General features: G+C 72.1%; 28 protein-coding genes. 15 read left to right on the forward strand and 13 right to left on the reverse strand.

Features of this window, described 5'->3' with window-relative positions:
- The first annotated feature begins 79 nt into the window (after positions 1–79).
- The 4 genes from ACFVDM_RS11685 (at position 80) to ACFVDM_RS11700 (ending at position 2,279) form a co-directional block, all read left to right on the forward strand.
- Positions 80–730 (forward strand): TetR/AcrR family transcriptional regulator, encoded by a 651-nt coding sequence (locus ACFVDM_RS11685; protein ID WP_383636525.1) that lies wholly within the window; start codon positions 80–82, stop codon positions 728–730.
- Between the two features lie 209 nt (positions 731–939).
- Complete coding sequence (locus ACFVDM_RS11690) at positions 940–1,353, forward strand: MerR family transcriptional regulator (protein WP_383636527.1); 414 nt, start codon at positions 940–942, stop codon at positions 1,351–1,353.
- Complete coding sequence (locus ACFVDM_RS11695) at positions 1,353–1,781, forward strand: carboxymuconolactone decarboxylase family protein (RefSeq protein ID WP_383636530.1); 429 nt, start codon at positions 1,353–1,355, stop codon at positions 1,779–1,781. The genes ACFVDM_RS11690 and ACFVDM_RS11695 overlap by 1 nt, the downstream gene beginning before the upstream one ends.
- Positions 1,782–1,850: 69 nt before the next feature.
- Positions 1,851–2,279 carry a hypothetical protein gene (locus tag ACFVDM_RS11700; protein WP_383636533.1) on the forward strand — a complete coding sequence of 143 codons (429 nt, stop codon included), beginning with the start codon at positions 1,851–1,853 and terminating at the stop codon, positions 2,277–2,279.
- A 122-nt stretch (positions 2,280–2,401) separates the two neighbouring features.
- Here ACFVDM_RS11700 and ACFVDM_RS11705 read toward each other — a convergent pair whose 3' ends face one another.
- Positions 2,402–3,904: an MFS transporter gene (locus tag ACFVDM_RS11705; RefSeq protein ID WP_383636536.1), complete on the reverse strand. Its 1,503-nt coding sequence runs from the start codon at positions 3,902–3,904 to the stop codon at positions 2,402–2,404.
- Between the two features lie 175 nt (positions 3,905–4,079).
- On the opposite strand from ACFVDM_RS11705, the gene ACFVDM_RS11710 reads away from it, so the two are divergent.
- The 8 genes from ACFVDM_RS11710 to ACFVDM_RS11745 all read left to right on the forward strand — a co-directional run bounded on the left by ACFVDM_RS11710 (position 4,080) and on the right by ACFVDM_RS11745 (position 10,180).
- Entirely contained in the window at positions 4,080–4,727 is a 648-nt protein-coding gene (locus ACFVDM_RS11710; protein WP_383636804.1) for a TetR/AcrR family transcriptional regulator, read from the forward strand.
- A gap of 373 nt (positions 4,728–5,100) precedes the next feature.
- On the forward strand, positions 5,101–6,375 hold the full coding sequence (locus ACFVDM_RS11715) for an APC family permease (RefSeq protein WP_383636539.1): 1,275 nt from the start codon (positions 5,101–5,103) through the stop codon (positions 6,373–6,375).
- 556 nt (positions 6,376–6,931) lie between these two features.
- Positions 6,932–7,129, forward strand: a complete 198-nt coding sequence (locus ACFVDM_RS11720) for a hypothetical protein (RefSeq protein ID WP_383636542.1) — start codon at positions 6,932–6,934, stop codon at positions 7,127–7,129.
- Between the two features lie 182 nt (positions 7,130–7,311).
- Positions 7,312–8,028 (forward strand): SMI1/KNR4 family protein, encoded by a 717-nt coding sequence (locus ACFVDM_RS11725; protein WP_383636544.1) that lies wholly within the window; start codon positions 7,312–7,314, stop codon positions 8,026–8,028.
- Between the two features lie 78 nt (positions 8,029–8,106).
- The gene (locus tag ACFVDM_RS11730; protein WP_383636547.1) at positions 8,107–8,382 is read left to right on the forward strand and encodes a hypothetical protein; all 276 of its coding nucleotides are present in this window, start codon (positions 8,107–8,109) and stop codon (positions 8,380–8,382) included.
- A gap of 171 nt (positions 8,383–8,553) precedes the next feature.
- The gene (locus ACFVDM_RS11735) at positions 8,554–8,760 is read left to right on the forward strand and encodes a hypothetical protein (RefSeq protein WP_383636550.1); all 207 of its coding nucleotides are present in this window, start codon (positions 8,554–8,556) and stop codon (positions 8,758–8,760) included.
- A gap of 192 nt (positions 8,761–8,952) precedes the next feature.
- A complete protein-coding gene (locus tag ACFVDM_RS11740) occupies positions 8,953–9,462 on the forward strand; it encodes a hypothetical protein (RefSeq protein WP_383636553.1) in 510 nt (169 codons plus the stop codon).
- Positions 9,463–9,808: 346 nt separating this feature from the next.
- On the forward strand, positions 9,809–10,180 hold the full coding sequence (locus tag ACFVDM_RS11745; RefSeq protein WP_383636807.1) for a VOC family protein: 372 nt from the start codon (positions 9,809–9,811) through the stop codon (positions 10,178–10,180).
- A 110-nt stretch (positions 10,181–10,290) separates the two neighbouring features.
- Here the strand turns inward: ACFVDM_RS11745 and ACFVDM_RS11750 are convergent, their stop codons facing one another.
- Entirely contained in the window at positions 10,291–10,863 is a 573-nt protein-coding gene (locus ACFVDM_RS11750) for an NIPSNAP family protein (RefSeq protein ID WP_383636556.1), read from the reverse strand.
- Between the two features lie 106 nt (positions 10,864–10,969).
- On the opposite strand from ACFVDM_RS11750, the gene ACFVDM_RS11755 reads away from it, so the two are divergent.
- A complete protein-coding gene (locus ACFVDM_RS11755) occupies positions 10,970–11,902 on the forward strand; it encodes a helix-turn-helix transcriptional regulator (protein ID WP_383636559.1) in 933 nt (310 codons plus the stop codon).
- Between the two features lie 111 nt (positions 11,903–12,013).
- Here ACFVDM_RS11755 and ACFVDM_RS11760 read toward each other — a convergent pair whose 3' ends face one another.
- Complete coding sequence (locus tag ACFVDM_RS11760) at positions 12,014–12,250, reverse strand: twin-arginine translocase TatA/TatE family subunit (protein ID WP_383636562.1); 237 nt, start codon at positions 12,248–12,250, stop codon at positions 12,014–12,016.
- 2 nt (positions 12,251–12,252) lie between these two features.
- Complete coding sequence (locus ACFVDM_RS11765) at positions 12,253–13,254, reverse strand: sporulation protein (protein ID WP_383636564.1); 1,002 nt, start codon at positions 13,252–13,254, stop codon at positions 12,253–12,255.
- Positions 13,255–13,695: 441 nt separating this feature from the next.
- Between ACFVDM_RS11765 and ACFVDM_RS11770 the strand changes: the two genes are divergently transcribed.
- Positions 13,696–14,088, forward strand: a complete 393-nt coding sequence (locus ACFVDM_RS11770) for a BlaI/MecI/CopY family transcriptional regulator (protein ID WP_383636567.1) — start codon at positions 13,696–13,698, stop codon at positions 14,086–14,088.
- A gap of 4 nt (positions 14,089–14,092) precedes the next feature.
- On the forward strand, positions 14,093–15,025 hold the full coding sequence (locus ACFVDM_RS11775) for a M56 family metallopeptidase (protein ID WP_383636569.1): 933 nt from the start codon (positions 14,093–14,095) through the stop codon (positions 15,023–15,025).
- 56 nt (positions 15,026–15,081) lie between these two features.
- Here ACFVDM_RS11775 and ACFVDM_RS11780 read toward each other — a convergent pair whose 3' ends face one another.
- The 9 genes from ACFVDM_RS11780 to sigK form a co-directional block, all read right to left on the reverse strand.
- A complete protein-coding gene (locus ACFVDM_RS11780) occupies positions 15,082–15,537 on the reverse strand; it encodes a tellurite resistance TerB family protein (RefSeq protein WP_383636572.1) in 456 nt (151 codons plus the stop codon).
- 184 nt (positions 15,538–15,721) lie between these two features.
- Positions 15,722–16,414 (reverse strand): alpha/beta hydrolase, encoded by a 693-nt coding sequence (locus ACFVDM_RS11785; protein ID WP_383636575.1) that lies wholly within the window; start codon positions 16,412–16,414, stop codon positions 15,722–15,724.
- A gap of 41 nt (positions 16,415–16,455) precedes the next feature.
- Entirely contained in the window at positions 16,456–17,286 is an 831-nt protein-coding gene (locus ACFVDM_RS11790; RefSeq protein ID WP_383636578.1) for a DUF1295 domain-containing protein, read from the reverse strand.
- Positions 17,283–18,569 (reverse strand): class I SAM-dependent methyltransferase, encoded by a 1,287-nt coding sequence (locus ACFVDM_RS11795; protein ID WP_383636581.1) that lies wholly within the window; start codon positions 18,567–18,569, stop codon positions 17,283–17,285. Before ACFVDM_RS11795 ends, ACFVDM_RS11790 begins: the two co-directional genes overlap by 4 nt.
- Complete coding sequence (locus ACFVDM_RS11800) at positions 18,566–19,912, reverse strand: class I SAM-dependent methyltransferase (RefSeq protein WP_383636584.1); 1,347 nt, start codon at positions 19,910–19,912, stop codon at positions 18,566–18,568. Before ACFVDM_RS11800 ends, ACFVDM_RS11795 begins: the two co-directional genes overlap by 4 nt.
- A complete protein-coding gene (locus ACFVDM_RS11805; RefSeq protein WP_383636587.1) occupies positions 19,909–20,655 on the reverse strand; it encodes a DUF1365 domain-containing protein in 747 nt (248 codons plus the stop codon). Before ACFVDM_RS11805 ends, ACFVDM_RS11800 begins: the two co-directional genes overlap by 4 nt.
- On the reverse strand, positions 20,652–21,905 hold the full coding sequence (locus ACFVDM_RS11810; protein ID WP_383636810.1) for an NAD(P)/FAD-dependent oxidoreductase: 1,254 nt from the start codon (positions 21,903–21,905) through the stop codon (positions 20,652–20,654). The genes ACFVDM_RS11805 and ACFVDM_RS11810 overlap by 4 nt, the downstream gene beginning before the upstream one ends.
- Before the next feature lie 308 nt (positions 21,906–22,213).
- Positions 22,214–22,966 (reverse strand): anti-sigma factor, encoded by a 753-nt coding sequence (locus ACFVDM_RS11815; RefSeq protein ID WP_383636590.1) that lies wholly within the window; start codon positions 22,964–22,966, stop codon positions 22,214–22,216.
- On the reverse strand, positions 22,963–23,538 hold the full coding sequence (sigK, locus tag ACFVDM_RS11820) for an ECF RNA polymerase sigma factor SigK (protein WP_383636813.1): 576 nt from the start codon (positions 23,536–23,538) through the stop codon (positions 22,963–22,965). Before sigK ends, ACFVDM_RS11815 begins: the two co-directional genes overlap by 4 nt.
- Positions 23,539–24,148: the final 610 nt, after the last annotated feature.

Consider the following 24,148-nt stretch of genomic DNA (forward strand, 5'->3'; position numbering starts at 1 on the left):
TGCAATCATCTCTGACCTGCTCTTTTACTCTCCGGCATCTGATTGAACCGGCCCCCACCCATCGGGTAGCCTCGGATCCATGAGCCAGCGAGCCGACGACGGATCCAGCCGGGAACGCATCCTGGAAGCGGCCACCCGACTCTTCGCCGAGCGCGGGTACGACGCCACCAGCACCCGCGCCATCGCGGAGGCCGTCGGCCTCAACATCGCCACGGTCGCCTACCACGTCGGCGGCAAGCCCGACCTCTACCGCGCCGTCATGCGCCGCGCCCACCTCGCCCAGCGCGACGTCGCCACCACCGCCCTCGACCGGCTGCGCGCCTGCGGCTCCTCCGCCGACGAGACCCGTGCCGCGCTGCTCGGCTTCGTCGACACCTATCTCTCCTTCTGTCTGGGCCACCCCGAGGTCCCCGCGCTGTGGATGCGGCGCTGGCTCTCGGAGGGAGCCGAACTCGCCGAGATCGAGACGGAGTTCGCCGGCCCGCTGGTCGCCGAGGTGGCGTCCGGTGTCCGCACGGTCCTGGACCGCGCCGGAATGGGCGCCGGCGTCGACATCGAGATGCTCGTCTTCACCATCGTCTGGACGACCCACTCCTTCGGTCAGGCCGGAGTGATCGACCCCGCCGGCCGCCGCCGCGGCCCCCATGACCTGCCCGCCCTCGACCGGTTCCGCCACCATCTGCACGCGGTGGTGACCGGGGTGCTGGACCACGGGGCCCGTCCGCACTGAGCGCGAAGGCACCGCGCCTCCGGCGCCGCGTCCCAGCGCGGCCCGTGACGGAGCCGTCCGCCCAACGGGCCTGCCGGAACGTCCGGTTCACCCCTCCGGCCGCGACGCGGCCACCGCCGTGCGGGACACGGGCCCTGAGCGCCCGAGTGGCGCGCGTCACCATGGCGCCGCTTGATCTGGAGCGCGCTCCAGGTTCTAGGTTTGTCCGTGTGACCGACGCAAACGCCCTCCCGCAGCCGGAACCGACCCTCACGATCGCCCAGGTCGCCGAGCGGACGGGCCTCTCGCACGACACCCTCCGCTACTACGAGCGCGCCGGCCTGATCGACCGGGTCGGACGCACCACGGGCAACCAACGTCGTTACGCCGCAGCGGATCTCGCCTGGCTGGAGTTCCTGATCCGCCTCCGCGAGACCGGCATGTCGATCAGCGACATGCAGCAGTACGCCCGGCTGCGTGCCGCCGGTGACACCACCGTGGCCGCACGACTCACCATGCTCCGCGACCACCGCCACGAACTCGCCGAACGCATCCGCACCCTGCGCCGCAACGCTGCCGCGCTCGACACCAAGATCACGCACTACGAACAGCTGCTCGACCAGCAGCCGGAAACGGACCAGTGATGAACACTCCCGCCCCCGCCGTCGCCGAGACCCGCCAGGACCGCTTCGACCGCGGTATGAAGACCCTCACGGCCATCGACGCCGAGGGTGGCCGGCGCGTCGTGGACGCCCTCGCCGACATCAGCCCCGAACTCGGCCACCAGGTCGTCTCCTGGGCCTTCGGTGACATCTACGAGCGCACCGCCCTGCCCCCGCGCGACCGCCAGCTCGTGACCCTCGGCATGCTCACGGCCCTGGGCGGCTGCGAACCCCAGCTGGACGTCCACATCAACGCCTCCCTCAACGTCGGCCTCACCCCCGAGGAGATCGTCGAAGCCCTCCTCCAGGCAGCCGTGTACTGCGGCATACCCAAGGCCCTCAACGCCACCTTCGTGGCCAAGAAGGTCTTCGCCGAGCGCGGCCTGCTCCCCGTCGGGCAGCAGCAGTAGCCGCGCGAGAGCGCGGGGACGGTACACCGGGACCGGGGCGGAGGCGTGGTGGGGACGATCCTGAAGGGCGTGAACCGGATTCCGTGGCGTCGGCTGACACACGCGTACGGGTCGGCGGAAGCGGTTCCGGGCCGGCTCTCCCGAGTGGCGTGGGGCGATGCGGCGACCAGCGCCTCGGCCCTGGCCGATCTCGGACTCTGGCTCGCCGAACTGTCCGTCTTCGACGCGACGGTGGAGGCGGTCCCGTTCTTCTGGGACCTCGCGGTGACCGGGTCGGTCACCGGCCGCAGCGAGGTGATCCACCTGCTCACGACCGTCCTTGAGCAGGGCAACCCTCCGCGCCCCGACGTGCAGTACGCGGCCCACCGCGCCGTACTGGAGGGCAGGACACGGGCGGACCGGCTGACCGGCGACGGCGATCCCTCCGTGCGGGCCGCGGCCCGGGGGCTGGTGGCCGCGATGGACGCCCACGGGTGCGGGCCGGGCTGTCCCGCCTGACCCTGGTCGCACAGGCCGCCGCCGTGTGAGCGGAGGCGGACGCCGCGTACCCGACCGGTGCCAGGGCCGGGTACGCGGCGGGTGGGCGGCGCTGCCGTGCGGGAGGGCGTCGCGCTCCCGGCCTACGCCTCCTGCGGGTGCTCCTCGACCGAGTGGGAGTCGGTGAGGCCGAGGGAACCGAGGGCGGCGATCAGGCCGACGACGACGGCGAGGATGCCGTAGGTGATCCGTTCGCCGTGGAAGAAGGACTGGATCAGTTCGCCGCTCCAGACCCCGGCCGGCAGCGTGGCGGTGACGAGGGCGGCGATCAGGGTGCCGGCGACGGCCGTGCCGACGCTGGAGCCGACCTCCTGGGCGGTGTCGTTGAGGGCGGTGCCGATGGAGGTGCGGTTGCTGGGCATCGCGTCGACCAGCGCGACCGCGCAGATCGTCATCACCGTACGCAGGCCGATCGTCATCACCACCATGCAGGCCGCGATGACCACGTAGCCGTGGTAGACGCCCCAGGCCATTCCGGCCAGCGAGACGGCCAGGCAGGCCGACCCGACCAGGCAGGCGACACGGTGGCCGAAGCGGCGGGCGAGCCCTTCGGAGAGCGGGGTGGCCGCGATCATGGTCACGATGATCGGCAGGTTGGCCAGACCGGCGCGGACCGGGCTCCAGCCGTAGGCGTACTGGAAGTGCAGGATCATGCCGAACATCACGGCGGCCATGGCGATGGCCGTGCCGACCTGGGCGATCGCGGCGCCCCGGACCGTGCCCCGCTTGAACACCTTCAGATCCAGCATGGGTGCCGCGGCCCGGCGCTCGCGCAGCACGAACCCGGCCCCGGCGGCCACCGCACCGACGATCGAGGCCAGCGTGGCGGCCGACAGCCAGCCGTGGTCGACGCCGCTGGTCAGCGAGTAGCAGGCGAGGGCCATGGCGGCGACGCTGAGGACGGCGCCGGGCAGGTCGAGGCGGTCGGTGGTGAGGTCCTCGCGGCGGTCGGCCGGGACCCCGAGCCGTACGCCGACGCAGGCGATGAGCGCGATCGGCGCGTTGACGACGAGCAGCCACTCCCACCGCACATGGGCGAGGGCCGTGCCCCCGAGCAGCGGGCCGAGCACGAAGCCGGACATGCCGACGATGATCATGACGGTCATGGCCCGCATCTGCAGGGCCTTCTCGTCGAAGAGCCGGAAGACCAGCGCGTTGGTGATCGGGGCCATCGCCGCGGCCGGGATGCCGAGCGCGGCGCGCAACGCGATGAGCTGGCCGCTCGTGTCGACCGCGAAGGCGCAGAGGCTGAGCGCGCCGAAGACGCCCAGGCCGACCAGCAGCACCTTGCGCCGCCCGATCCGGTCGGCCATCGAGCCGGCGGTCAGCAGCAGGCCGCCGAAGGTCAGCGAGTACGCGCCGGTGACCCACTGCAACGAGGTCGTGCTGCCCCCGAGGTCGCGGCCGATGGTCGGCAGGGCGATGGAGAGCAGCGTGTTGTCGACCATCTCGACGAAGAAGGCCAGGCAGAGCGCGAACAGCGGGATCCAGGCCGCGCGGAGCGAGGGGTACGTGCGCGAGCCGCTGTCGAGTGCGGCGACGCCGGTGGTGTCAGGGGTGCCGGCGGGTCCGGTATCGGTAGTCATGGCGTCCTCCACTCGTACAGCATTCGACTATCGAACGACGTTCGATGAGTTACGATAGAACAGCGTTCGATACGGATGCAAGGCAGGCAGGACAGGAACCGGTCGCGTAGGGATGTGAGCCGTGGCACGCATGCAGAGCCGCTCGGGCGAAGGGCGCCGACGGGCGTCGCACTCGCTGGAGTCCGTGATCACCGAGGCGGTGGCCCTGCTCGACGAGGCCGGCGAACAGGCGCTGACCTTCCGCGCCCTCGCACAGCGCCTCGGCGGCGGTGTCGCCAGCATCTACTGGTACGTCGCCAGCAAGGAGGAACTCCTCGACCGGGCCACCGACCACGTGATCGCCGGCGTCCTGACCGAGGTCGAGGCGCTGCCCCCCACCGACGACCCCGTCGACGACCTGCGCGCGGCGGCGCTGACCCTCTTCGCCGCGATCGTGAAGCGCCCCTGGCTCGGCATGCGCTTCATGCGCTCCGCACTCGCCCAGGGCAACTCGCTGCGTCTCTACGAACGGCTCGGGCAGCACACACTGCGCCTCGACCTCACCCCGCGCCAGCGCTTCCACGCGGTGACGGCCGTCCTCGGCGTCGTGGTCAGCTCCGCCCTCGACATCGGACAGGAGCCGCCCGCCGAGGTCCTCGACGGGGCGGTGAGCCGTGAGGAGTTCCTCGGCCGCTACACCCAGTCCTGGCGCACCCTCGACCCCGCCGAATTCCCCTACATCCACGAGACCGTGGACGAGTTCGACGGCCACGACGACGCCGACCAGTTCCGCTCCGCCCTCGATCTCACCCTGGCCGGCCTCCGGATCCAGGCCGGGGCCTGAACCCTGCGGCGTCCCGCACCGGGGCTCCCCTGCCGCAGGCGCACGGCGGCGCGGCCAAGGCGGACGGCACGCCTGCCGCTCGGCGTCGCGGGCCGGACGGGATCCACTGTCGTCTTCGGCCTCCACGGCTGCGCCTGCTGCGCGAACGCGCCTCCACGGCTGCGCCCGCTGCGCGAACGCGCGCCCAAACGGCTTCCCGCCCCGCGAGCACCGCATGAGCGGGCGTACCCGACGCCAATGGACCGCCGTCTCCTCCGGCCCGCCCCGGTGCACCGTCACCGTTCGTCACCGGCTGTTCGGATACGTGCTCTATCGTGCCCGCGCACGGCGGAGTCCGTCCGCGCGGTGCGCAGCCGGCAAGGAGACAGAGACCATGAGCCGCACGTCCTCACCCGCCGCCGGACTCCCCGACGAACTGCGGCGGCGTCTGGGCGTGCCGGACGCCGTGATGATCGGGCTGGGGTCGATGATCGGCGCCGGGATCTTCGCCGCCCTGGCCCCGGCGGCCCGCGCGGCCGGTTCCGGGCTGCTGCTCGGACTGGCCCTGGCCGCGGTCGTCGCGTACTGCAACGCCACCTCCTCCGCCCGGCTCGCCGCCCTCTACCCGGCCTCCGGCGGCACCTATGTGTACGGACGCGAACGCCTGGGCGCGTTCTGGGGCTACCTGGCGGGCTGGGCGTTCGTCGTGGGGAAGACGGCCTCCTGCGCGGCCATGGCGCTGACCGTCGGCACCTACCTCTGGCCCGCGCACGCACACGCGGTCGCCGTGGCCGCGGTCGTCGCTCTCACGGTGGCCAACTGGACCGGTGTACAGAAGTCCGCCCTGCTCACGCGCGTGATCGTGGCCGTCGTCCTGGCCGTTCTGGCCGCAGTCGCCGTCACGGCTCTCGGCTCCGACGGGGCGGAGGCCCACCGCCTGGGCATCGGTGCGGACGCGACGCCGGGCGGAGTGCTCCAGGCGGCGGGCCTGCTGTTCTTCGCCTTCGCCGGATACGCCCGCATCGCCACGCTGGGCGAAGAGGTCCGCGACCCCGCCCGGACCATCCCGCGCGCCATTCCGGTCGCCCTCGGGATCGCCCTCGTCGTCTACGCCGTCGTCGCGGTCTCCACCCTCGTGGTCCTCGGTCCTCAGACCCTCGCCTCCGCCACGGCCCCGCTGACGGAGACCGCCCGCGCCGCCGGCGCCGATCGGCTCGTCCCCGTCGTGCGGATCACCGCCGCCCTCGCGGCCCTCGGCTCCCTCCTCGCACTTCTCCTCGGCGTCTCCCGCACCACCCTCGCCATGGCCCGCGACCACCACCTGCCCCACGCGCTGGCCGCGGTCCACCCGCGCTTCAAGGTTCCCCACCGGGCCGAACTCCTCGTGGGCGCCGTCGTCGCCGTCGCGGCCGCCACCAGCGACGTACGCGGTGCGATCGGCTTCTCCTCCTTCGGTGTCCTGGCCTACTACGCCGTCGCCAACGCCTCCGCATGGACCCTGACCCCCGCCGAGGGCCGCCCCGCCCGCCTCGTCCCCGCCCTCGGCCTGGCCGGCTGCACCGCCCTGGCCTGCGCCCTGCCCCTGCCCTCCGTCGTCACCGGCGCGGCCGTACTCCTCGCCGGTGCCGCCGTGTACGCGCTCCGCCGTGCCGGAGCCCGTCGCCGGTAGGAAGCGCCCGCCCGGCGTGTATCCCGTTCTCCCTTGCCCGTTCAGCCGTCCGCGCTGCCCTGCGCGGCCCGCGCCGCGCACCGTACGACGAGGATGGGCCGTGTCGGCAACGCGTCACCACGGACTGTGCGAAGAGCCAACAGGAGGACGGCCCCCTGTTCCGCCGCGTCCCTCCGGATAGCATGTCGCCTGGCTCGTTCCTTCGGAGCGGGTGGTGTGCCGGGAAGCCTGGTCGGCGTTGTGTCAGCCGTGCCCTGGAAGGTCTGCCGTGCCCCCGCTGCCCCGTACCCGGCCCCCGCGTGCCCGCGATGCCGCCGGCCGCCACCACCGCCGGTCCGCCTTTGTCCCCGGGACACCGCCGAGCGCCGTGGCCCGTGGCCCGACGCCGCCCGGAGCCACCGCGCACACCGAGACAGGTGTCGCGCCTCGCGCCAGGCCGCATCCACCCCTGCCGGTCCGGAGCCGGCCCGCGGCAACTGCGGGACTCACCACGACCGTCGACCGCCCCGCCGCCCTCCGCTTTGCTCCCCCAACTCCCGCCCACCAAGGACCAGCCATGCCCCCACGAACACCCGCCTCCTCTTCCCAACCCCACATCGAAAGGGTGCTCATCTGCTTCGACGCCTACGACCGTGCCCGTGGGGCGGGCAACCGACTCCTGCCGACCGGCCGTGACTCCCGCCGCGACGAGCAGCGCGCCTTCGACGAGCTGCGCCGAGCGATGGAAGAGCTTCGCGGGGTCGGCTTCGAGTAGGCAACCGGTCCTCGCCCCGCAGCCGCCTCCGAACCCTCGGAGAAGGAGAGGGCCCGATCGGCCACCGCGTCACCGTCGACCTGCCCCAGGCCGACGGGCGCGGCGCGTCGCCCTCCGCAGCCCGCACCACGTCCGTCCGGCGGTGGCGATGTCGTCGTGGGCGGGGCGGATATCGTCCTGGCATGACACAAGAGTTCGATCTTGCCGCGTCCCTCTCCGCAGGCGTGGAGAGCAGCAGCGGCGCATGGACCTTCGTCCAGGACTTCGCCGCTCAGTGGGCCGGGGCCCCACTCGGCGCCGCCGACGGATGGGCGGAGGCCGACCTCGCCTCCGCCGAGGCGAGGCTGGGCGTCCCCCTGCCGACCGTGTTGCGTGAGGCATACGCCCTGTTCGGGCGCCGCCGTGACCTCACCAGCAATCACGATGTGCTGCTCGGCCCGGCGGACCTGTACGTCGATGAGGCGCGGCAGGCCCTGGTCTTCCGCCACGAGAACCAGGGAGCCGCATCCTGGGGCATCCTCCTGGAACACCTTCAGGACGACGATCCGGCGGTGTTCATCCGGCTCGACCTCGCCGACAAGAGCGCCGAGCGGTGGGAGACGTGGCTGGAGCGTCTCTCCCTCTGCTTCGTCGAGATCACTCTGTCCGAGTGCCTGCACGCCGATGACGAGCTCTGCGATTTCCTTCTCCTGGAGGACGAAAGCCCGGACCTGCTGGAAACGTTCTTCACGCGGCTGCCGTTCCCCACGTACCCCGAGGGAGAGCGAGTCCGCTGGTTCCTGGGCGAGGACGCCCTCGTACGGGATGACGACGGCGTGGCCCTGCTGGTCCGTGGCCGGACCGCCGAGGCCATCGACCGGCTACGCGACCTGATCCCGGGCGACTGGCTCAACGGCTGACCCCGACCAGGCTCCGGTGCGGGAAGCAGACGCCACCTTCGGCCGCGCGCCCGGCGGCATAGGATGCGCTCCACGAGCGTGGCCGAACGGATGGACGGGTGGGGGCTTGTGGTGCTGGGGGCCAGGAGGAACGAGGGCGGGTTGCCGAAGATTCCACGGAGCGTGGACCCACGGCGGGCCCGCGCCCTGCCGGTTCCGGCCGAAGCGCAGACCGACGCGCGCATGTTCATGCTGGGCGGCGACACCATCCGGGCGGTCAAGGTGATCGTCGACGCGACGGGCTACGACCTGCGGCAGGCCCGGGACATCGTGTATGCGCTGGTCTACGACGTCCGGGTGCCGACGGAGAACTGACGACCCGTCCGCATCCGCGTGGCCGGGGAACGACATAAGGGACCACGCGGAGCAACAACAGGACCGTATCGGTGGCAGTTGATGGCGATCAGAGGTCTGACCCGGGAGAGAACGGCCCGCCTCGAACGTCTCGTCGACGAATTCAGATCGCTTTTGTCCGGGAACGACGGCATGGCAGTCGTGCAGCAACTCCTGTGTGAGCGCCGGATCGAGGTGCTCGACGCGGTGGTGATCACGAGTGAACTGCTGGGGGCGGGCCCGACATCGCTCGCGGAGGCGAAGACCATCGTTCTGACGAGCCCCGGCCGAGGACGTGAGCTGAAGGTGCACGACCAGTTCATGGAGGCGTGGGAGCAGAGCGACACCTTCGATCAGTGAGCCTCCGCCAACTTGAATTGGCAGGTCAGCGGGGTGGTGTGGCCGGGCCCCGGGGTACTCGTGCTGGTCGTGAGTGAGAGTCCGCGGAGAAGATCGTCTGTCAGCGTGGTTGGGCCGAAGAGAAAGGCGATGCAGCACCGCCGACGGATGTGCGACTCTTCTGTCCCCAGAATCCCGACCGAGAAGACTCTGATGACCCGCGATGATGCCCTCAAGCAGCTCAGCCACATCGGGTGCGAGCGGGCATTCGGTAGGCACGTCGGGTCCGACCGACTCATCCAGGCAGGGCTTGACGTGCTCATGGCCGAGGTCGAGAGTCCCTCCCTCCCCATGCTGGCCGGCCTCCTCCGCAGCGAGGAACCCGAAGCGCCGGCGCTCTTCGAGCAGGTACTGGAGGAGCTGGGACTGCTCTTCCGTCCGCCCGCCGACCCTCGGGCCGCAAAGTGGGCGATGGCCTACTGGATCGCCGGTCAGATAGCCGACGGAACCCTGGCCCCCGCCACCGGCACCCACCTCATCTGGGCAGACGTCGCCTACGACCTCGGCTACCCCGAAGAGCTGCAATCTCTCGTCGCGCACGCTCTCAACCTGGACGAATGGGAGGAGAGCTGGGGAGTGTCCGTCGAGGAGCTCAACCGGGAAGCCGTCGAAGCGGCGAAGCAGTTCCTGAGCACGAGGCCCGCAGCAGAAGCTGGGAGTTGAACCCGGTTCCTGCACGCTGCGGCTCTGCCGCCTCCTGGTGGCGGCGGACGTCAGCGTAAAGGCCGAACGCGAACCGCTACGCAGCAAGCTGATCGAACTCGTCAATCGCTGCTGGCTGCGCACACTGCCCGACGATCGACCAGAGGGTCCGTAGGCAGTCGCCCAAGGGGTCATGGGCAGCCGCCTGCCGCCCGTCCCGGATATCTGCTGGCATGTGAAGGCCCTGACCTGCTGTGCTTACGGCCCGGGCGGAACGAGAACCACCACACCCTTTCCCGTTCCGCGCAACGCCGAGGAGCTTCCTCCACGGCGTGCCCAGCAGTTCACGAATCGGCTCGGAGGTCGCATGTCCCTGGGGATGGAACTGGTCGCGATAACGCTGGACTGCCCTGATCCACTGGCTCTGGCGGCGTTCTACCAGAAGGCCACGGGCTTTGAGCCGCACCCGAAGTCGGATGCCGAGTTCGCCGGCCTCAATCGAGGAGACGGACTCTTCATCGGTTTCCAGCGGATCGAGGACTACCGGGCCCCGAGTTGGCCCGACGGTGGCGTCCCGCAGCAACTTCACATCTGCTTCAAGGTCGCGGAGAGCCTGGACGAGGCCGAGGCCCGTCTCCTGGAACTGGGTGCGGGAAAGCCGGATCACCAGCCGCACGGTGACAGGGCCCGGGTCCTCACCGACCCGGCAGGACACCCCTTCTGCATCGTCCTGCGCTGAGCGGTGCACTGCCGGGGACGGCCGAGCGCGGGAGGGTTCGTGCGGGAACCTCCGTGAGACAGCCGGCGGCACGTCTCGCATATCTCGCCGCGCCCGTCGGACGGCACGTTTCACGAGCGTGTGCGTGAGGAGTCCCGAGGTCCCACCGGCTCCAATCGGAGCCGCCGGGCCGGCCAAGGGGCCGACTCTGCCCGGCCGAACCAGACGCGGACGTCCTCCCCGGTCCGGACGGGCAGGCGGGGAAAGTCGTTCTCGGCGTGCTCGGTACGGTGCAGCGCGTGCTGCGGTCCCAGGTGCCGGACGGCGTACGCGTCGAAGGCGGCCGCGCCGGCGGGGTGGCAGACGGTCGCGCTCACCTCGCGCGCGCCCGGCTGCGGCATGAAACCCGGACCGCGCAGCAGCAGCACGTCGTCACTGTCGATCATGGTGGCGTTGGCGGTGTCGCGGTGCTCCCGCCACACCGGGCCGGTGTAGAACGCCTCCAGCGCACGCCGGCGATGTGCCATGTCGGGGAAGGCACGCAGCCAGACGAAACGGTCCGGGTCGTCCAGGTCGCGGAACCGGCCGCCGACCGTGATGCCGACCGCTTCCTGACCCGTCACGAACTCGCGCTCGAACAGCTCGATCAGCGTCTCCCGGGCGCCGGGACGCAGGGTGTACTGCCGGAGTTCGACGATGCTCATGCGGTGGCCCGCCCGGTGCGTGTGAGGTCCGTGATCCAGTTGTCGTCCATGGGCCGCAGGCTAGAGCCGGTCTGCTGACATCTTCTGTCAGTGGATACTGAACGGCATGCGCGCGAGCCGGCTGGTCACCCTCCTTCTGCTTCTCCAGAACCGGGGCCGGATGACCGCCCGGCAGCTGGCCGAGGAACTGGACGTCTCCGTCCGGACGGTCTACCGGGACGTCGACGCGCTCGGCGCCGCCGGTATCCCGCTGTACGGTGCCGCCGGGCACGCGGGCGGCTACCGCCTCGTCGACGGCTACCGGACACGGCTCACCGGACTGACCGTGGACGAGGCGAAGGCCGCCTTCCTCGTCGCCCTCCCCGGCGCCGCCGCCGAACTCGGCCTCGGCGAAGCGCTCACCACCGCCCTGCTCAAACTGCGTACGGCCCTTCCGGCCGAACTGCGCGAGCACGCCGAACGCATCCAGGAGCGCTTCCTGCTCGACGCCCCCGGCTGGTACGGCTCCGCCGACCAGGTGCCGCACCTGGCCACCGTCGCCGCCGCGCTGTGGGCGCGGCGCGCGGTGGAGTTGCGGTACCGGCGCTGGCGCGCGCCGGAGGAGATCGAGCGGCGGGTCGAACCGTACGGACTCGTCCTCAAGGCCGGCCGCTGGTACCTGGTCGCCGACGGACCGTGCGGGATCCGCACCTACCGAGTCGACCAGATCCTCGGAGTCCGGCCGCTGGACGAAGAGTTCTCCCTTCCGGCCGGCTTCGACCTGGCCGGCCACTGGAACGCCTACCTCGCCGGCTTCCGGGCCCGACTCCACACCGCGGAAGCCCTGGTACGGCTGACGCCGCAGGGCGCCCGCCTTCTCGGTGTGACACCCACGAGCGACGGATGGACGGAGGCCTCCGTGCCCATCGAGTCCATCGACCACGCCCATCGGGAGTTCCTGCGGCTGGGCGCCGACATCGAGGTCCTGGCACCGGCCGACCTGCGTAACCGCATCGCACAGACGGCGCGAACCCTCGCTGCACGCTACGAAGGAGGATGACCCCTTCGACGGGCCGAGCATCCTGATCGGATCGACGAGGCCCTCGACGACGCGTTCTGCGTCGGTACGCGTCCGCCACGTCGGTATGCCGTCCCCGACGGCCTCGGTCGGCTACCGAGGCGAGGGGCCCGGCCCGGTGTCTCGCGGGGAGACCGTCTCGCCCCGGATGACGCGCGGCGGGGCGGACGCTCCGTCGGCGCGTTCGTCCTCGTTCCTGAGCGCCCTGGCCTCCGCCTTGAAGATACGGGCCGATGAGCCGGCGGACCGGACCAGTTCCGGCAGCTTCTTCGCACCGAGCACCACGACGACCACGATCAGGACGATCGCCAGCTCGCTGATTCCGAACACGGTCAGTCCTCCCCGCCCTCGTCGTCGCCCTCGAAGAAGTCACCGATCTCGTCGACGGCCTCGGCGGCGACCATGCCGCCGACGACACCGACGGCGAGGCCCGCCGCTCCCACCGCGACGACGGTGCCCATGCCGGGGCCGGAGCGGTGGCCGTCCTCATGGTGATGGTGATCGCCGTGGTGGCCGTGCGGGGCATGGACCGCGTCGTAGGAGGGGTGGCCGTCGTGGGGTGCGCGGTGCTCGACGAGTTGCCGTACCCACCCGTCGACGAGCGCGGTCCAGTCCTGGTGCTGAACGCCGTCGTGGCCGACGGTGAACCGTGTGAGGGCGTCGTGGCCCTCGGTGAAGAGGCCGCCGCGCTTGTCTGCTTCGAGGACGACCTCCATGCCGCCGGGGGTGGCGAGGAAGGTGACCTCGATCTCGTTCACCGCGTGGGCGTACTGGGGGGCGGGCGTCAGCTCCAGCTCCTGGTAGAAGGGGAGTTGCTGTCCGGTGCCGCTGATGCGGCCGTACTCCAGGTCGGCGGACCCGAAGCCGAAGCCGAGCCGGCCGAAGGCTTCGAGGATCGCCTCCTGGGCAGGGAGCGGGGCGACAGCGAGCTGGTCGAGGTCGCCCTTGTCGCGGGCGCCGGCGACCGAGAGTTCGGTGCGCACTCCCAGGACGATGCCGAGGCCCTGGCCGTACAACTCGGTGATGGGGGTCTCCCACGGAAGGTGCACGGTGAACGGCAGGCTCTGCTCGGCGCCGGCGTGCAGACGGAAGCCTCCGCCGACGGTGAACCGGTCGAACGCGACGACGCCCTGACTCTCGCCGTCGTCGTGTTCCGCTTCGACACGGGCGACGAGTTCCAGGGCGATGTGGTCGATGTCGAAGTCGCCGCTGCCGCCCCGGAGATGAACGTGGCCTGAGAGGCTCCCTCCGGGAGTCGTGGCTCCCGGGGTGAGCACGGTGTCGACCGTGGGGCCGCCCACGCCGAGTGAGCCGAGCAGTCGTTTGAACACCATCGAGGCGTTCACTCCCTTGATATGCGTGCGAGGGTGGGAAGAGAGGGACGTGGAGCGCGCGCGAGCGTCGTCACCGACCCCCACTTTCTACAACTGTGTAGAGCATAGGGCGCTGTGACCCCGCTTCGAGCGCTCGACGGCATCGCCCTGCGCGAAAGGCCGAAAGGTGTTGTCGGGAGTGCCGGTATAGGCCCTTGACGAGCGTCTTTTGCTGTGCCTTTACCGATTCCGGTGCGGGAGGCGGCCCTGCCGATGGCGCTGCCGTCGCCCGCCCCGCCGTGGCGCGCGCCAACCGACCGCGACCGGCGGTCTCCAGGCGGCCGCACCCCGCCGTCGAGGGCGGCGCCGAACCGACGGCAGGCCCGGCATTGGATACGATGACGCGTTCCCGCCCCTGGTGCGCCATCGCGTACGGGCAGTCATCGTGCAGGAGGCCCCATCGTGTCGCCCCCCTCGCCCCGTCCCTCACGGCGCCGGCACGGACAACTGGAAGCGCAGATACTCGACCTGCTGCACGAAGCGGGGGAGCCTGTCACGGCGGGCTGGATCCGCGAACGCGTCCCCGGGGACCTCGCCCACACCACCGTCGTGACCATCCTGGCCCGCCTGCTCGGCAAACAGGTGGTCACCCGCGTCCGCAGCGGGCGGTCCTTCCGGTGGTCACCGGCGGCCGACGGGGCGGGACTCGCCGCGATGAAGATGCGCAGGGTGCTGGACAGCGAGCCCGACCGGGATGCCGTGCTGGCGAGTTTTCTGGTGTCGCTCTCCGAGTCCGACGAGCGGACCGTCCGCGAACTCCTGCGGCGCACGGACGACGAGACGGGGACGGGCTGAGCCGGTGGGCGTGTTCGTGCTCCTTCCGCTGGTCCTTCCCGTGACTGCCTGGCCCGTCGCCCACCTCGCGTCGGCGCGGCTGCACCCGCGGACCGCCACCCGCCTGCTCACCGGTGTGGGCGTCGTGATGGCGGCATGCTCCACCCTGTGCCTCGCCCTTCTGGTGGTGGCCGGCACCGCCCAGCTGCCGGGGAACCCGCTGCCCGACGGCTGGTCGTCGCCCGCGGTACGGGCCGTGATCCCGCACGACGAAGCCGTGGGGATCGCCGCCATCCCCGTTCTTCTGCTCGCCCTCCTGGGCGGCGCGAGGGTCGTTTCGGGCGACTGCCGGGTACGACGGCGTGCCCACCGGGCCCTGGCACATCTGCGTCCCACGGCCGTGGTCGTGCTTCCCGACGAGCGCCCCTACGCGCACGCTCTCCCCGGCCGGACCGGAGGGCGCATCGTCGTGACCACGGGACTGCTCGGCGCGCTCGAACCCCGCGAACGGCGGGCGCTGTTCGCCCACGAGCGGGCGCATCTCACCGGCCACCACCACCGATACGTTCTCGCGGCGCGGCTGGCCGCTCGCTGCAACCCGTTCCTGCGCCCGCTGTGCACGGCCGTCTCGTTCACGACGGAGCGGTGGGCGGACGAGGACGCCGCGGACGTGCTGCGCGACCGCACCGTCGTGGCGCGGGCCATCGGCAGGGCCGCGCTCTTCCCGCCGGTGGGCGCCGCCGCGGTGCTTCCCGCGATGGCGGCACCGGGCCAGGTGCCCCGGCGGATGTCCGCCCTGCTCGCACCGGCCCCGGTCGCCCGGAGCTGGCCCCCGCTCTTCACCGGCGTCGGCATCGCCTCATGGACGGCGGGCGCGGGCACCGTCCTGTCGGCCCTGTCGTCGGCGAACTCCACCATCACCCTGCTGGCGGTGCTCCGCGCGGCGACACCCATGTGAACGGGCCCCGGAACGACAGGCGTTCGACCTGCCGGTCCGGGGTGCCGCACCGGCTCCTACAGATCGAACTCGTGCGGCGCCACGCCCAGCATCAGACAGGCCTCGCGCACGACTGCTCGCTCCTGCTGGTCGAAATCACCGTCGGCGCCGCCGATGACGATGCCGATCTGGATGACCGCGCGTGCCTCGTTCTCCTTCTTCTTCGCCTTGGCGACTTCCTGAAGGACGCTCACCTTGCCGAGGTCGAAGTCGGCGAGGAGCCGGTCGAGGTTGGCGTCGAACCGCCGCTGCAGGTCGGCGGCGTCGAAGTTCTGCAACACCTCGTTACCCGTGATCAGCTGGGAGACCCGGTGGCGCTCGGACGGGTCGACGGTGCCGTCGGCCGCCGCCACCAGGGCGCACATCGCCATCGACGCGTCACGGAAGGCACCGGACTTCAGATCGTTCTTCTTCGCCATCAACTGCGTCTGCATGGTTGACGCGGATTCCTTGATGCGGTCCCACAGGGCCACGGGCGTTCCTCCGGATGCGGTGTTCCACCGAACTGGTTTCTACAACAATGTAGAAACTAGCGGGGATACGGAGAAGTTCCCCACCGATCCGGGATCTTGGCCGAAATCCGTCAGGACCGGGACCGGACCTGGGCGTTCGGGGCCTGCCGGGCTCCGGACTCCCACCGCCCGGTGCCGGCGCGCATCACCGGCCGGGGAGAAGGACGTCATGGGCATCGACCGGTTCGGCACTCCAGGAGACCTCCTCGTACGGTGTGCCGCCGGTCGGTGCCGGGAGACCGAGGACCGTGGCGGCACAGTCCGTGGCGAGGCGGTGCCAGAGGCGGGCGTCGCGGATCATCGCGTGGCGGCCGCGGGGCATGCGGATGCCCCGGACACGGGCACCGGACGTACGAGCGCGGGCGAGCCAGTCCCAGGTCTGCGTGGCGGAGGTGATCCGGTCGGCCTCGTCATGGAGGGCCATGACCGTACGGCCCGTCAGATGCCCGGCCGGCTCGTCCGGCGGGCACCAGGGGGCGAGGGCGACAACACCCCGTACGTGGGGTTCGTCGGCGGCACGCAGCGCCGCTCGGGCGCCCATGGAATGCCCGACGAGGACCACGGGCAGCGGCCCGGCAGCACGGCGCAGCTCCTCCAGGGCGCGCCGGGTGTCCAGGACGGGATCGGCCCGGTGCCCGTTCCAGCCGCGCACCCGGTAACGGACGGAGGCGATCAGCGCGTCCGCGAGGCGGGCGTCCCGCGTCATCGCACGGGCGAACGGGCGCATCCGCAGACCCGGCAGGTTGAGCGGAGACGGTGGCGCGAGGGAGTCGGCGCGACCCCCGTGCAGGAGGAGGACCGCCGCGGCCGCGGCCGGGCCCGGCGGCCGGGAGAGCACAAGGGCGCGGTGTTCCCTTACACCGTCGGACGGGTCCCGGCTCATCCGGTGCCCGTCCGCCGGGCCGTCGCGGCTCTGCGCGGGGGCCGCGGCAGGAATCCGCTGGTGCGTGCGGCGTACTCCGCGTAGCCGGGGCGATCGGCCATGTGCTTCTCCAGGAGGCGCTTGCCGCTGCCGACGGTCAGGAGAAGGGTCATCAGGACCGGGGAGAGGAGGACCATGAGAGCAGGTTGCCAGGCGGTACAGGCCAGCAGGTACAGCCCCCACCACACGAGGCTGTCGCCGAAGTAGTTGGGGTGTCTCGTCCAGGCCCACAGACCCCGGTCCATGATGCGTCCCCGGTGGGCGGGATCCCTTTTGAATCGGGCCAGTTGGTCGTCCCCGACGGCCTCGAATCCGAGCCCGAGGGCCCACAGCGCCATCCCGCAGAGGGCCGGGGCGCCCAGGGGACGGGAGCTGTAGGACGCGGCCTGGACGGGCAGGGAGATCAGCCAGACCAGGCACGCCTGCGTGAGATGGACGGTGCGCAGCGCGTACCGGGTCCGGTTGCCGCGGGCCTTGTCGAGGAGGGCGCTGTAGCGCGGGTCCTCACCGTGGCCGCGGGAGCGCCGCGCGATGTGCGCGGCCAGGCGCAGCCCCCAGACCGCGGTGGCCGCGGCGACGAGCAGCCGCCGCCCGTCGTCGCCGTGCCCGGCGGAGAGCAGCCACGTGAGGGTGGCGACGACGGCGAAGGCGAGACCCCAGGCGATGTCGACGACGCGGTGCAGCCCCCGGCGGACGGCCACGGCGAAGGTCACGAGGAACATCGAACCCATCGCGACCGCGCAGCAGGCGAGATTGAGGCCGAGGGCACCCCAGTCGGTACCGGTCACTCCGCACCCCGTGCGGCGTACCAGGTGACGGGGGTGGCCGGCATGGCGGAAGCCCCCTCACGGGTCGGACGCACGGCGAGGATCTGGTCGACGCCCATCCGGCGTTCGGCGAAGGCGAGCGAGGCCCCGGCCAGGTAGAGGCGCCACACCCGGCCGGTGGTCTCCCCGACCAGCGCCCGGACCTCCTCCCAGCGGTCTTCGAGGGCGGCGCGCCAGGCGTCGATCGTGGTCGTGTAGTGCTCGCGGAGGGATTCGGCGGAGCGGACTTCGAGCCCCGCGTCCTCCAGCAGGTCCACGGTCCGGCCGACGGGGCGCATGTGCATGTCCGGGACGATGTACGTCTCGATGAAGGACCCTCCTCCGGGGGCGTGGGCGCCTCGGGACATCTGCTGGACCAGCAGCCGGCCCTCGGGACGCAGCACGCCGTGGAGCTTCGCGGCGAAGGCGGGGTACTCCGCGGCGCCGACGTGCTCGCCCATCTCGACGGCGGCCGCCGCGTCGTAGCCCGCGCCGTCCACGTGCCGCCAGTGCCGGAGGGTGACGTCCACCAGATCGTCCACCCCCTCGCGCGCGGCCCGCTCGGCGACGAAGTCCCGCTGGGCCCGCGAGAGCGTGACGGCGGTGACGCGCACCCGGTGCTCGCGGGCGGCGTGCACGGTGAGCGAACCCCAGCCGCAGCCCACGTCGAGCAGCCGGTCCCCGGCGCGCAGGGCCAGCTTGCGGCAGATCAGATCGAGCTTGTCACGCTGGGCGTCGGCGAGGGTGTACGCGGGATCGCCGGGGCGGGTCCAGTAGGCGCAGGAGTACGCCATGGACGGGTCGAGGAGGAGCGCGTAGAAGTCGTTGGACAGGTCGTAGTGGTGGCTGATGGCGGCCCGGTCGCGGGAGGTGCTGTGCAGCGGGCCGGCCGGGCGGGCCCGCCCGCCGGGACGGGGCGGGGGCGGCCCGACCGCGCCGAGACGCACGGCGAGGGCGGCGGCCGCCGCCAGGCCGGCCGGCCGGAGGCGCGTGGCGGGCCGGTCGCGGAGGGTCCGGCCGGCCTGTGACAGGGCGTCGGCGAGGTCCCCCTCGACATCGAGGTCGCCGGCGATGTACGCCTCGGCGAGGCCGAGTTCACCGGGCCGCCGGATCAGCCGGCGCAGCGCGTCGGGGGAGCGGACCGTGACGAGCGGGGCGTCCGCGGGGCCGGACCGGCTGCCGTCCCAGGCGTGGACGCGTACGGGGAGGGGGCCCGGGACGATGTGGCCGATGAGGCGGGCGAGGGAATCGGCGGCGGACTTCAACGGGGGGTCCCTTCGATGAGGAGCAGATGGCGCACGTCGAGGTAGCCGGAGCGGAATCCGGCTTCCGAGTAGGCGAGGTAGAACGTCCACATCCGTTGGAAGACGGTGTCGAAGCCGAGCGCGGCGAGGGTGGGCCGGGCGGCGGTGAACCGCTCGCGCCACAGCCGGAGGGTCTCCGCGTAGTGCGCGCCGTAGCCGTGGTCGGCGGTCGTCGTCAGCCCGGCACCGGCGGAGTGCTCGGAGAGGGCCCGGCGGGAGGGGATCAGGCCGCCGGGGAACACGTACTTGCTGATGAAGGTGTGCGTGGCGGCGGTGCGCAGCATCTGCTGGTGGCCCATGGTGATGGACTGCAGGGCGATCCTGCCGCCGGGGGCCAGGGCACGGCGCAGCGCGGCGAAGTAGGACGGCCAGTACTCCGCGCCGACGGCCTCGATCATCTCCACGCTCACCACCGCGTCGAAGCGGCCCTCGGCGTCGCGGTAGTCGCGCAGTTGGACGTCGACCCGGTCGGAGAGCCCGGCGGCGGCGATCCGGGCGCGGGCGAGGCCGGCCTGTTCGGCGGAGAGGGTCAGGGTGGTGACCCGGGCCCCTCGGGCGGCGGCCCGCAGGGCGAGTTCGCCCCAGCCGGTGCCGATCTCCAGCAGCCGGGTCCCGTCGCCGACCCCGGCGAGGTCCAGGAGCCGGTCGATCTTGCGGTGCTGCGCTTCAGCGAGGTCGGCGGCTCGGGCCGGGAAGGCGGTGAAGAGGGCGGAGGAGTAGGACAGGGTGGGATCGAGAAAGGCGGAGAACAGGTCGTTCGACAGGTCGTAGTGGCGCCGGATGTTCGCGCGGGCCCCGGCGCGAGTGTTGCGGTCGGCGGCCGGCCGGGCGGAGACCCACAGGCGGCGCAGCCGCCGCAGCGGGGCCGGGACCAGCGCGTCGGCGTGGTCCGCGAGCACGGTCAGTGCGCCGGCCAGGTCGTCGCTGTCCCACTCCCCGGCCATGTAGGACTCGCCGAAGCCGATGAGGCCGTCGCGGGCGATCCGCCGATGGAAGGCGTCCGGGTCGTGGACCGTCAGCAGCCGGCCCGTGGCGCCGGCCCCGGGCGCGGCGAGGCCGAGCCGGTTCAGGGCCCGTCCCACGAGTGCGCGGGCCACCACCGTCCGCACGGCCCCCGCGGACGGGTCCCGCGCCACGTCCGGCCAGCGCTCCGCGTCGACTTCGGCACGGCGTACGGCGGGCGCGGCGCGACGGGTGCCCGACGCCGGAGACGTCCGCCGACCGGGCCCGTTCGGCGCGGGGACTCCGACCGCGCGGCCGGACGGCGCGGCGGGACCCGAGGATGCGGGGGAGTGCTGGGTCATGAGGGCGTTCCCTTCTGCGGGGTCGACCGGGGGCGGGGATGTACGGGCAGACCGCGCAGGAGCAGGGCGATGCCGTGGCGGCCGATACCGGCCCGGACGGCGGCCGTCGACCACGGTCTGCGGACGGCGGCGGACAGCAGGGCGGACACGGCGGCGGGGCGCCGGCGGCCCCGGACGACGGCGCTGAACACCCGACCCGGCGCCTGGTCGAGGTGCACGGCCAGCGCGAGCCGTTCGCCGGGCAGCGGCAACCGCATCCGGTAGCGGCCCTCGACCGCGAGGAACGGCGAGACGTAGAACGCCTTGTCGGCCTCCGCCGCACCGGAACCGTCCGGGCGCAGCAGGTAGCAGTGGCGCTGTCCGTAGGTGTTGTGGACCTCCGCCACGACACACACCAGGACGCCGGAGCGGTCGTGGCACCAGAACACACTGAGCGGATTGAAGACGAACCCGAACACCCGGGCGTGCGCCAGCATCGTGACGCGCCCGCCGTCCAGGTCGATGCCGTGGGCGGCGAGGCAGGCGTCGAGCCCCGAGCGGATCGTGCCGGACGTCCCGTCGAAATGGTCGCGGGCGTCGAACCGGGCGAGCGGTCGCACCGGCCGGGGCAACACCGGCAGACGGTCCAGGTCCACACACCACAGATAGGTGCGGTGCCGGAACGTGCGCCGCAGCGGCGTGGTGCGGGTGTGCGAGATCACGCAGTCGTACAACGCCGCCACGGGCGCCTCGGCCCCGGTCACCACCGCGCTCCCAGGGAGCGGGCGGCGGCGACACCGGAGCGGCAGCCGTCCTCGTGGAAACCCCAACCGTGCCAGGCCCCCGCGTAGGCGGTGATCCCGTCGTTCAGACGGGGCAGCAGCTTCTGAGCCGCGACGGACGCGGACGTGTACAGCGGGTGCTCGTACACCATCCGCTCCACCACCCGGTCGGCGGCGATCCCGTCCTCCCCGCCGAGGGTGACGACGTAGTCGGCCCCGTCGGGCAGCCGCTGCAGGCGCCGCATGTCGTAACTGACGCGTACAGGCTCCGCGGACGGGTCGCAGCCGGACATCCGGTAGTTCCAGCAGGCACGGGCCCGCGGCGAGCGCGGCAGCACGGTGGTGTCGGTGTGCAGCACCGTGGGGTTGCGCGCGTACCTGAACGCGCCCAGAACCCGCCGCTCCTCCTGCGTGGGATCGCCCAGCAGGCGCAGCGCCTGATCGGGGTGGGTGGCGATGACGACGCCGTCGAACGCGTCCGTGCCCCTGTTCGCGGCGGTGACCAGGGCGCCCCGGCCGGTGCGCCGGACCGTGCTGACGGGGCTGGAGGTGTGGACGCGCTGGATGCGCTTCGCGGCGGCGGCGACGTACGCGGCGGAGCCGCCGGTGACGGTTCTCCACCGCGGGGAGCCGGTCACGGACAGCAGACCGTGATGGTGGAGGAACGCGAACAGATAGGCGGCCGGATAATTCAGCGCCGTTCGCGCGGGGCAGGACCACACCGCGGCGACCAGCGGCAGAGCGAAATGGCCGACGAAATAGCGGGAGAAGCCGCCCGACCGCAGGAAGCCCCCGAATGTGAGGTCCGCGTCGGCCCCGCGCGCCAGGACACGCCGGGCACCGCGGTGGAAGACCGGTACCTCGGCCAGCAGCCGCAGATGGCGGCCCCTCAGCGCGGCCCGCGAAGCGAACAGCGCGGCCGGTCCGCGCGCCCCCGCGTACTCCAGACCGCAGCCGTCGCACCGTACCGACATGCTCATCTCGGCGTCCTGCGTGCCGATGCCCAGTTCTCGCAACAGCCGCAGCAGCGTGGGATAGGTCCGTTCGTTGTGGACGATGAACCCCGAGTCCACCCCCACCATGTCCCCGCCGGGGCCCGGCAGTTCGTGCGTATGGGCGTGACCGCCGAGCCGGTGGTCCCCCTCGTACAGGGTGACCTCGCACGAGGACGCCAGGACGTGGGCCGCGGTCAGTCCCGCCACTCCGCTTCCCACCACGGCCACTTTCCGCACTTCCACTCCAGGTGCTCCTCACTCCACACGCCGCCCGGCTGCCGCGCTTCATCTGTACTTCGCAGCGGCCCGGCGGCCGGATTGGGGGAGATCCGAAGCGGTGCGGTGACCCGTGGACGGTGCGGTCGCCAGGAGGAGAGCGAACCGAGGAACGCGTCGCGCTTGCGCGAGGTGCGGCCGGGCGTTTCCGGGTGCCCGCCGGGCAGGCGTACGCCACCGACGGTCTCCCCGGGGGCCGGGGAGACCGTGCGGACGTCGGTGCGTTGCCCCGTACGGGCAACCGCGGAAGGGCGCGGCGGCCTGGGCGATCAGGCGGACAGAGGCATCAGGAGCAGGGGATCGGTGGTGGGCCGGGGAGAACCCCCGGCAGGTTCGAGGGTGAGCCCGACGGCACCGGCGTCGGCCGGGTTCCCGGCGAGGACGACGGTGCCGTCGTGGTCGATGAGCCCTGCGGGGCGCATCGTGCCGTTGTGGTCGAGCCACAGTTGGTAGGTCTTCCCGGGCCCGGGCGCGGGAAGACCGGCGGCCGTGAAGACCGCCCTGTTCTGCCGGTCGGAGGAGACCACGGTGGTCAGCGCACCGTTCTCGGTCCGCCCGTGGACGGTGCGCGCGTCGGGGGCCGCGAGGAGCGCGGTCACCGTGTCGAGCTGCCGCTGGGACTGGCGGGCCCGGTCCCTGAGGTCCTGCCCGTTCCTCAGCTGCCAGACGGCGACTCCGCCGAGCGCGGCGGCTGCCACGCAGGCGGCCAGCGCCAGGGGAACGGCGCGGCGGCTCAGCAGCCTGCGGAGCGACGGCCCCGCGGAAGCGGGGGCGGCCACGCGCGGCGGCAGCTGCCGGACCCCGTCGACGGCCGCCATGACCTGTGCCTTGGCCGCGGCGGGCGGCGGCTGGGACACGGCCGCCGCCAGACGGGCCGCGGTCGCCTCGAACTCGACGGCTTCCTGCCGGCAGGGCTCACAGCCCCGCAGATGGGCGTCGAAGGCTCTCCGCTCCCCGTCGTCGAGCGCGCCGAGAGCGTAGGCGGCCGCGAGGGTGTGGGCGTCGGTGGCGTGGTGCTTCATGTGGTCACCCCCATGCAGTCGCGGAGCCGGATGAGCCCGTCCCGCATGCGTGTCTTGATGGTCGGAAGCGGAGTGCGCAGCGTTTCGGCGACCTCACGGTAGGTCAGCCCCTGGTAGTAGGCCAGCGTCACCGCCTGGTGCTGAAGTTCGGTCAGACCCCGCAGACATCGGCGCACCTGCTCCGACTCCAGACGCGTCTCGACCTGCTCCGCCACCTCGTCGAACGCGGTCGCGTGCTCGCGGGCCGCCTGAGCCTGCTCACGGGCCGTGGCGGCCTGCGCGGAGCGAACCCGGTCCACGGCCCGCCGATGCGCGATCGTGGCCGCCCACGTCACGACGGAGCCGGACCCCGACCGGTAACGCGCCGCCTGCCGCCACAGATCGATCATGACTTCCTGGGCGACCTCCTCGGACTGGGAACGGTCGCGCACCACCTTGACCACGATCCCGAACACCAACGGTGCGAGAGCGTCGTAGAGAACGGAGAAGGCCTCCTTGTCACCGTGGGCCACCTTCTGCATGACATCGACGAGATCGCGACCGGAGGCCCCTCGGGACCGCCCGTCGCTCAGGGGGATCGGTTGGTTCACCTGTGGGGCTCCGGCCGTGGCGAGAGAACGAAGAGGCGGCCCGGGGTGGCCGTCGGAGGGCGGGGCGTCCATTGCATGCCGGTCCTTGTGCCGTCGCTGTTACGGGGCCGGACCACCCCGTGGGGCGGTCCGGCCCTGGAAACCTGAGTGCGTTTCGCCTGTTCTTCGTAGCCGACGGGCCGGCGGATGGGTGGCCGCTTCTCCCCTTCGGTCCGGGCGACGGTTTCCCGCGCGGCCCACCCGCTACGGAGGCCCGTGGACGGTGATGTCAGTGGTGTGTGGTGGGATGGCATCACTCTGTCCTTGACTTGCCGGGAAGCTCTTGTGACGTCTTCGACTCGCGTCTCGGCGGGGTTCGAGTCCCTGGTCGACGTTCTGGCCCCGGTCGACGGCTGCGAGGACGAGCAGAGCGATCAGGAGGGGAATCATGAGTGGCACGGAGTCGGTCGACAGCGTGTGGGAGCTGAACGGCGAGGAGGGCGAGGAGCTTGCGGGCCGATGGTGGAAGTGGGCGCTCTCGGCTCCGGACGACCTCAGCCCGGTCCAGGATCTGACCGGGGAACACGCCGCGTGGAAGCAGCCGAACGACCTC

The sequence above is a fragment of the Streptomyces sp. NPDC057682 genome (assembly GCF_042799575.1).
GTDB lineage: Bacteria > Actinomycetota > Actinomycetes > Streptomycetales > Streptomycetaceae > Streptomyces.

What these genes read in the sequence shown, in the direction of transcription:
- ACFVDM_RS11695 (WP_383636530.1), top strand. Translation starts at nt 1,353, where the DNA reads ATGAACACTCCCGCCCCCGCCGTCGCCGAGACCCGCCAGGACCGCTTC.
- ACFVDM_RS11715 (WP_383636539.1), top strand. Translation starts at nt 5,101, where the DNA reads ATGAGCCGCACGTCCTCACCCGCCGCCGGACTCCCCGACGAACTGCGG.
- ACFVDM_RS11705 (WP_383636536.1), bottom strand. Translation starts at nt 3,904, where the DNA reads ATGACTACCGATACCGGACCCGCCGGCACCCCTGACACCACCGGCGTC.
- ACFVDM_RS11800 (WP_383636584.1), bottom strand. Translation starts at nt 19,912, where the DNA reads ATGACCCAGCACTCCCCCGCATCCTCGGGTCCCGCCGCGCCGTCCGGC.
- ACFVDM_RS11745 (WP_383636807.1), top strand. Translation starts at nt 9,809, where the DNA reads ATGTCCCTGGGGATGGAACTGGTCGCGATAACGCTGGACTGCCCTGAT.
- ACFVDM_RS11725 (WP_383636544.1), top strand. Translation starts at nt 7,312, where the DNA reads ATGACACAAGAGTTCGATCTTGCCGCGTCCCTCTCCGCAGGCGTGGAG.
- ACFVDM_RS11685 (WP_383636525.1), top strand. Translation starts at nt 80, where the DNA reads ATGAGCCAGCGAGCCGACGACGGATCCAGCCGGGAACGCATCCTGGAA.
- ACFVDM_RS11750 (WP_383636556.1), bottom strand. Translation starts at nt 10,863, where the DNA reads ATGAGCATCGTCGAACTCCGGCAGTACACCCTGCGTCCCGGCGCCCGG.
- ACFVDM_RS11720 (WP_383636542.1), top strand. Translation starts at nt 6,932, where the DNA reads ATGCCCCCACGAACACCCGCCTCCTCTTCCCAACCCCACATCGAAAGG.
- ACFVDM_RS11735 (WP_383636550.1), top strand. Translation starts at nt 8,554, where the DNA reads ATGGCAGTCGTGCAGCAACTCCTGTGTGAGCGCCGGATCGAGGTGCTC.
- ACFVDM_RS11815 (WP_383636590.1), bottom strand. Translation starts at nt 22,966, where the DNA reads ATGAAGCACCACGCCACCGACGCCCACACCCTCGCGGCCGCCTACGCT.
- ACFVDM_RS11755 (WP_383636559.1), top strand. Translation starts at nt 10,970, where the DNA reads ATGCGCGCGAGCCGGCTGGTCACCCTCCTTCTGCTTCTCCAGAACCGG.
- ACFVDM_RS11740 (WP_383636553.1), top strand. Translation starts at nt 8,953, where the DNA reads ATGACCCGCGATGATGCCCTCAAGCAGCTCAGCCACATCGGGTGCGAG.
- ACFVDM_RS11765 (WP_383636564.1), bottom strand. Translation starts at nt 13,254, where the DNA reads ATGGTGTTCAAACGACTGCTCGGCTCACTCGGCGTGGGCGGCCCCACG.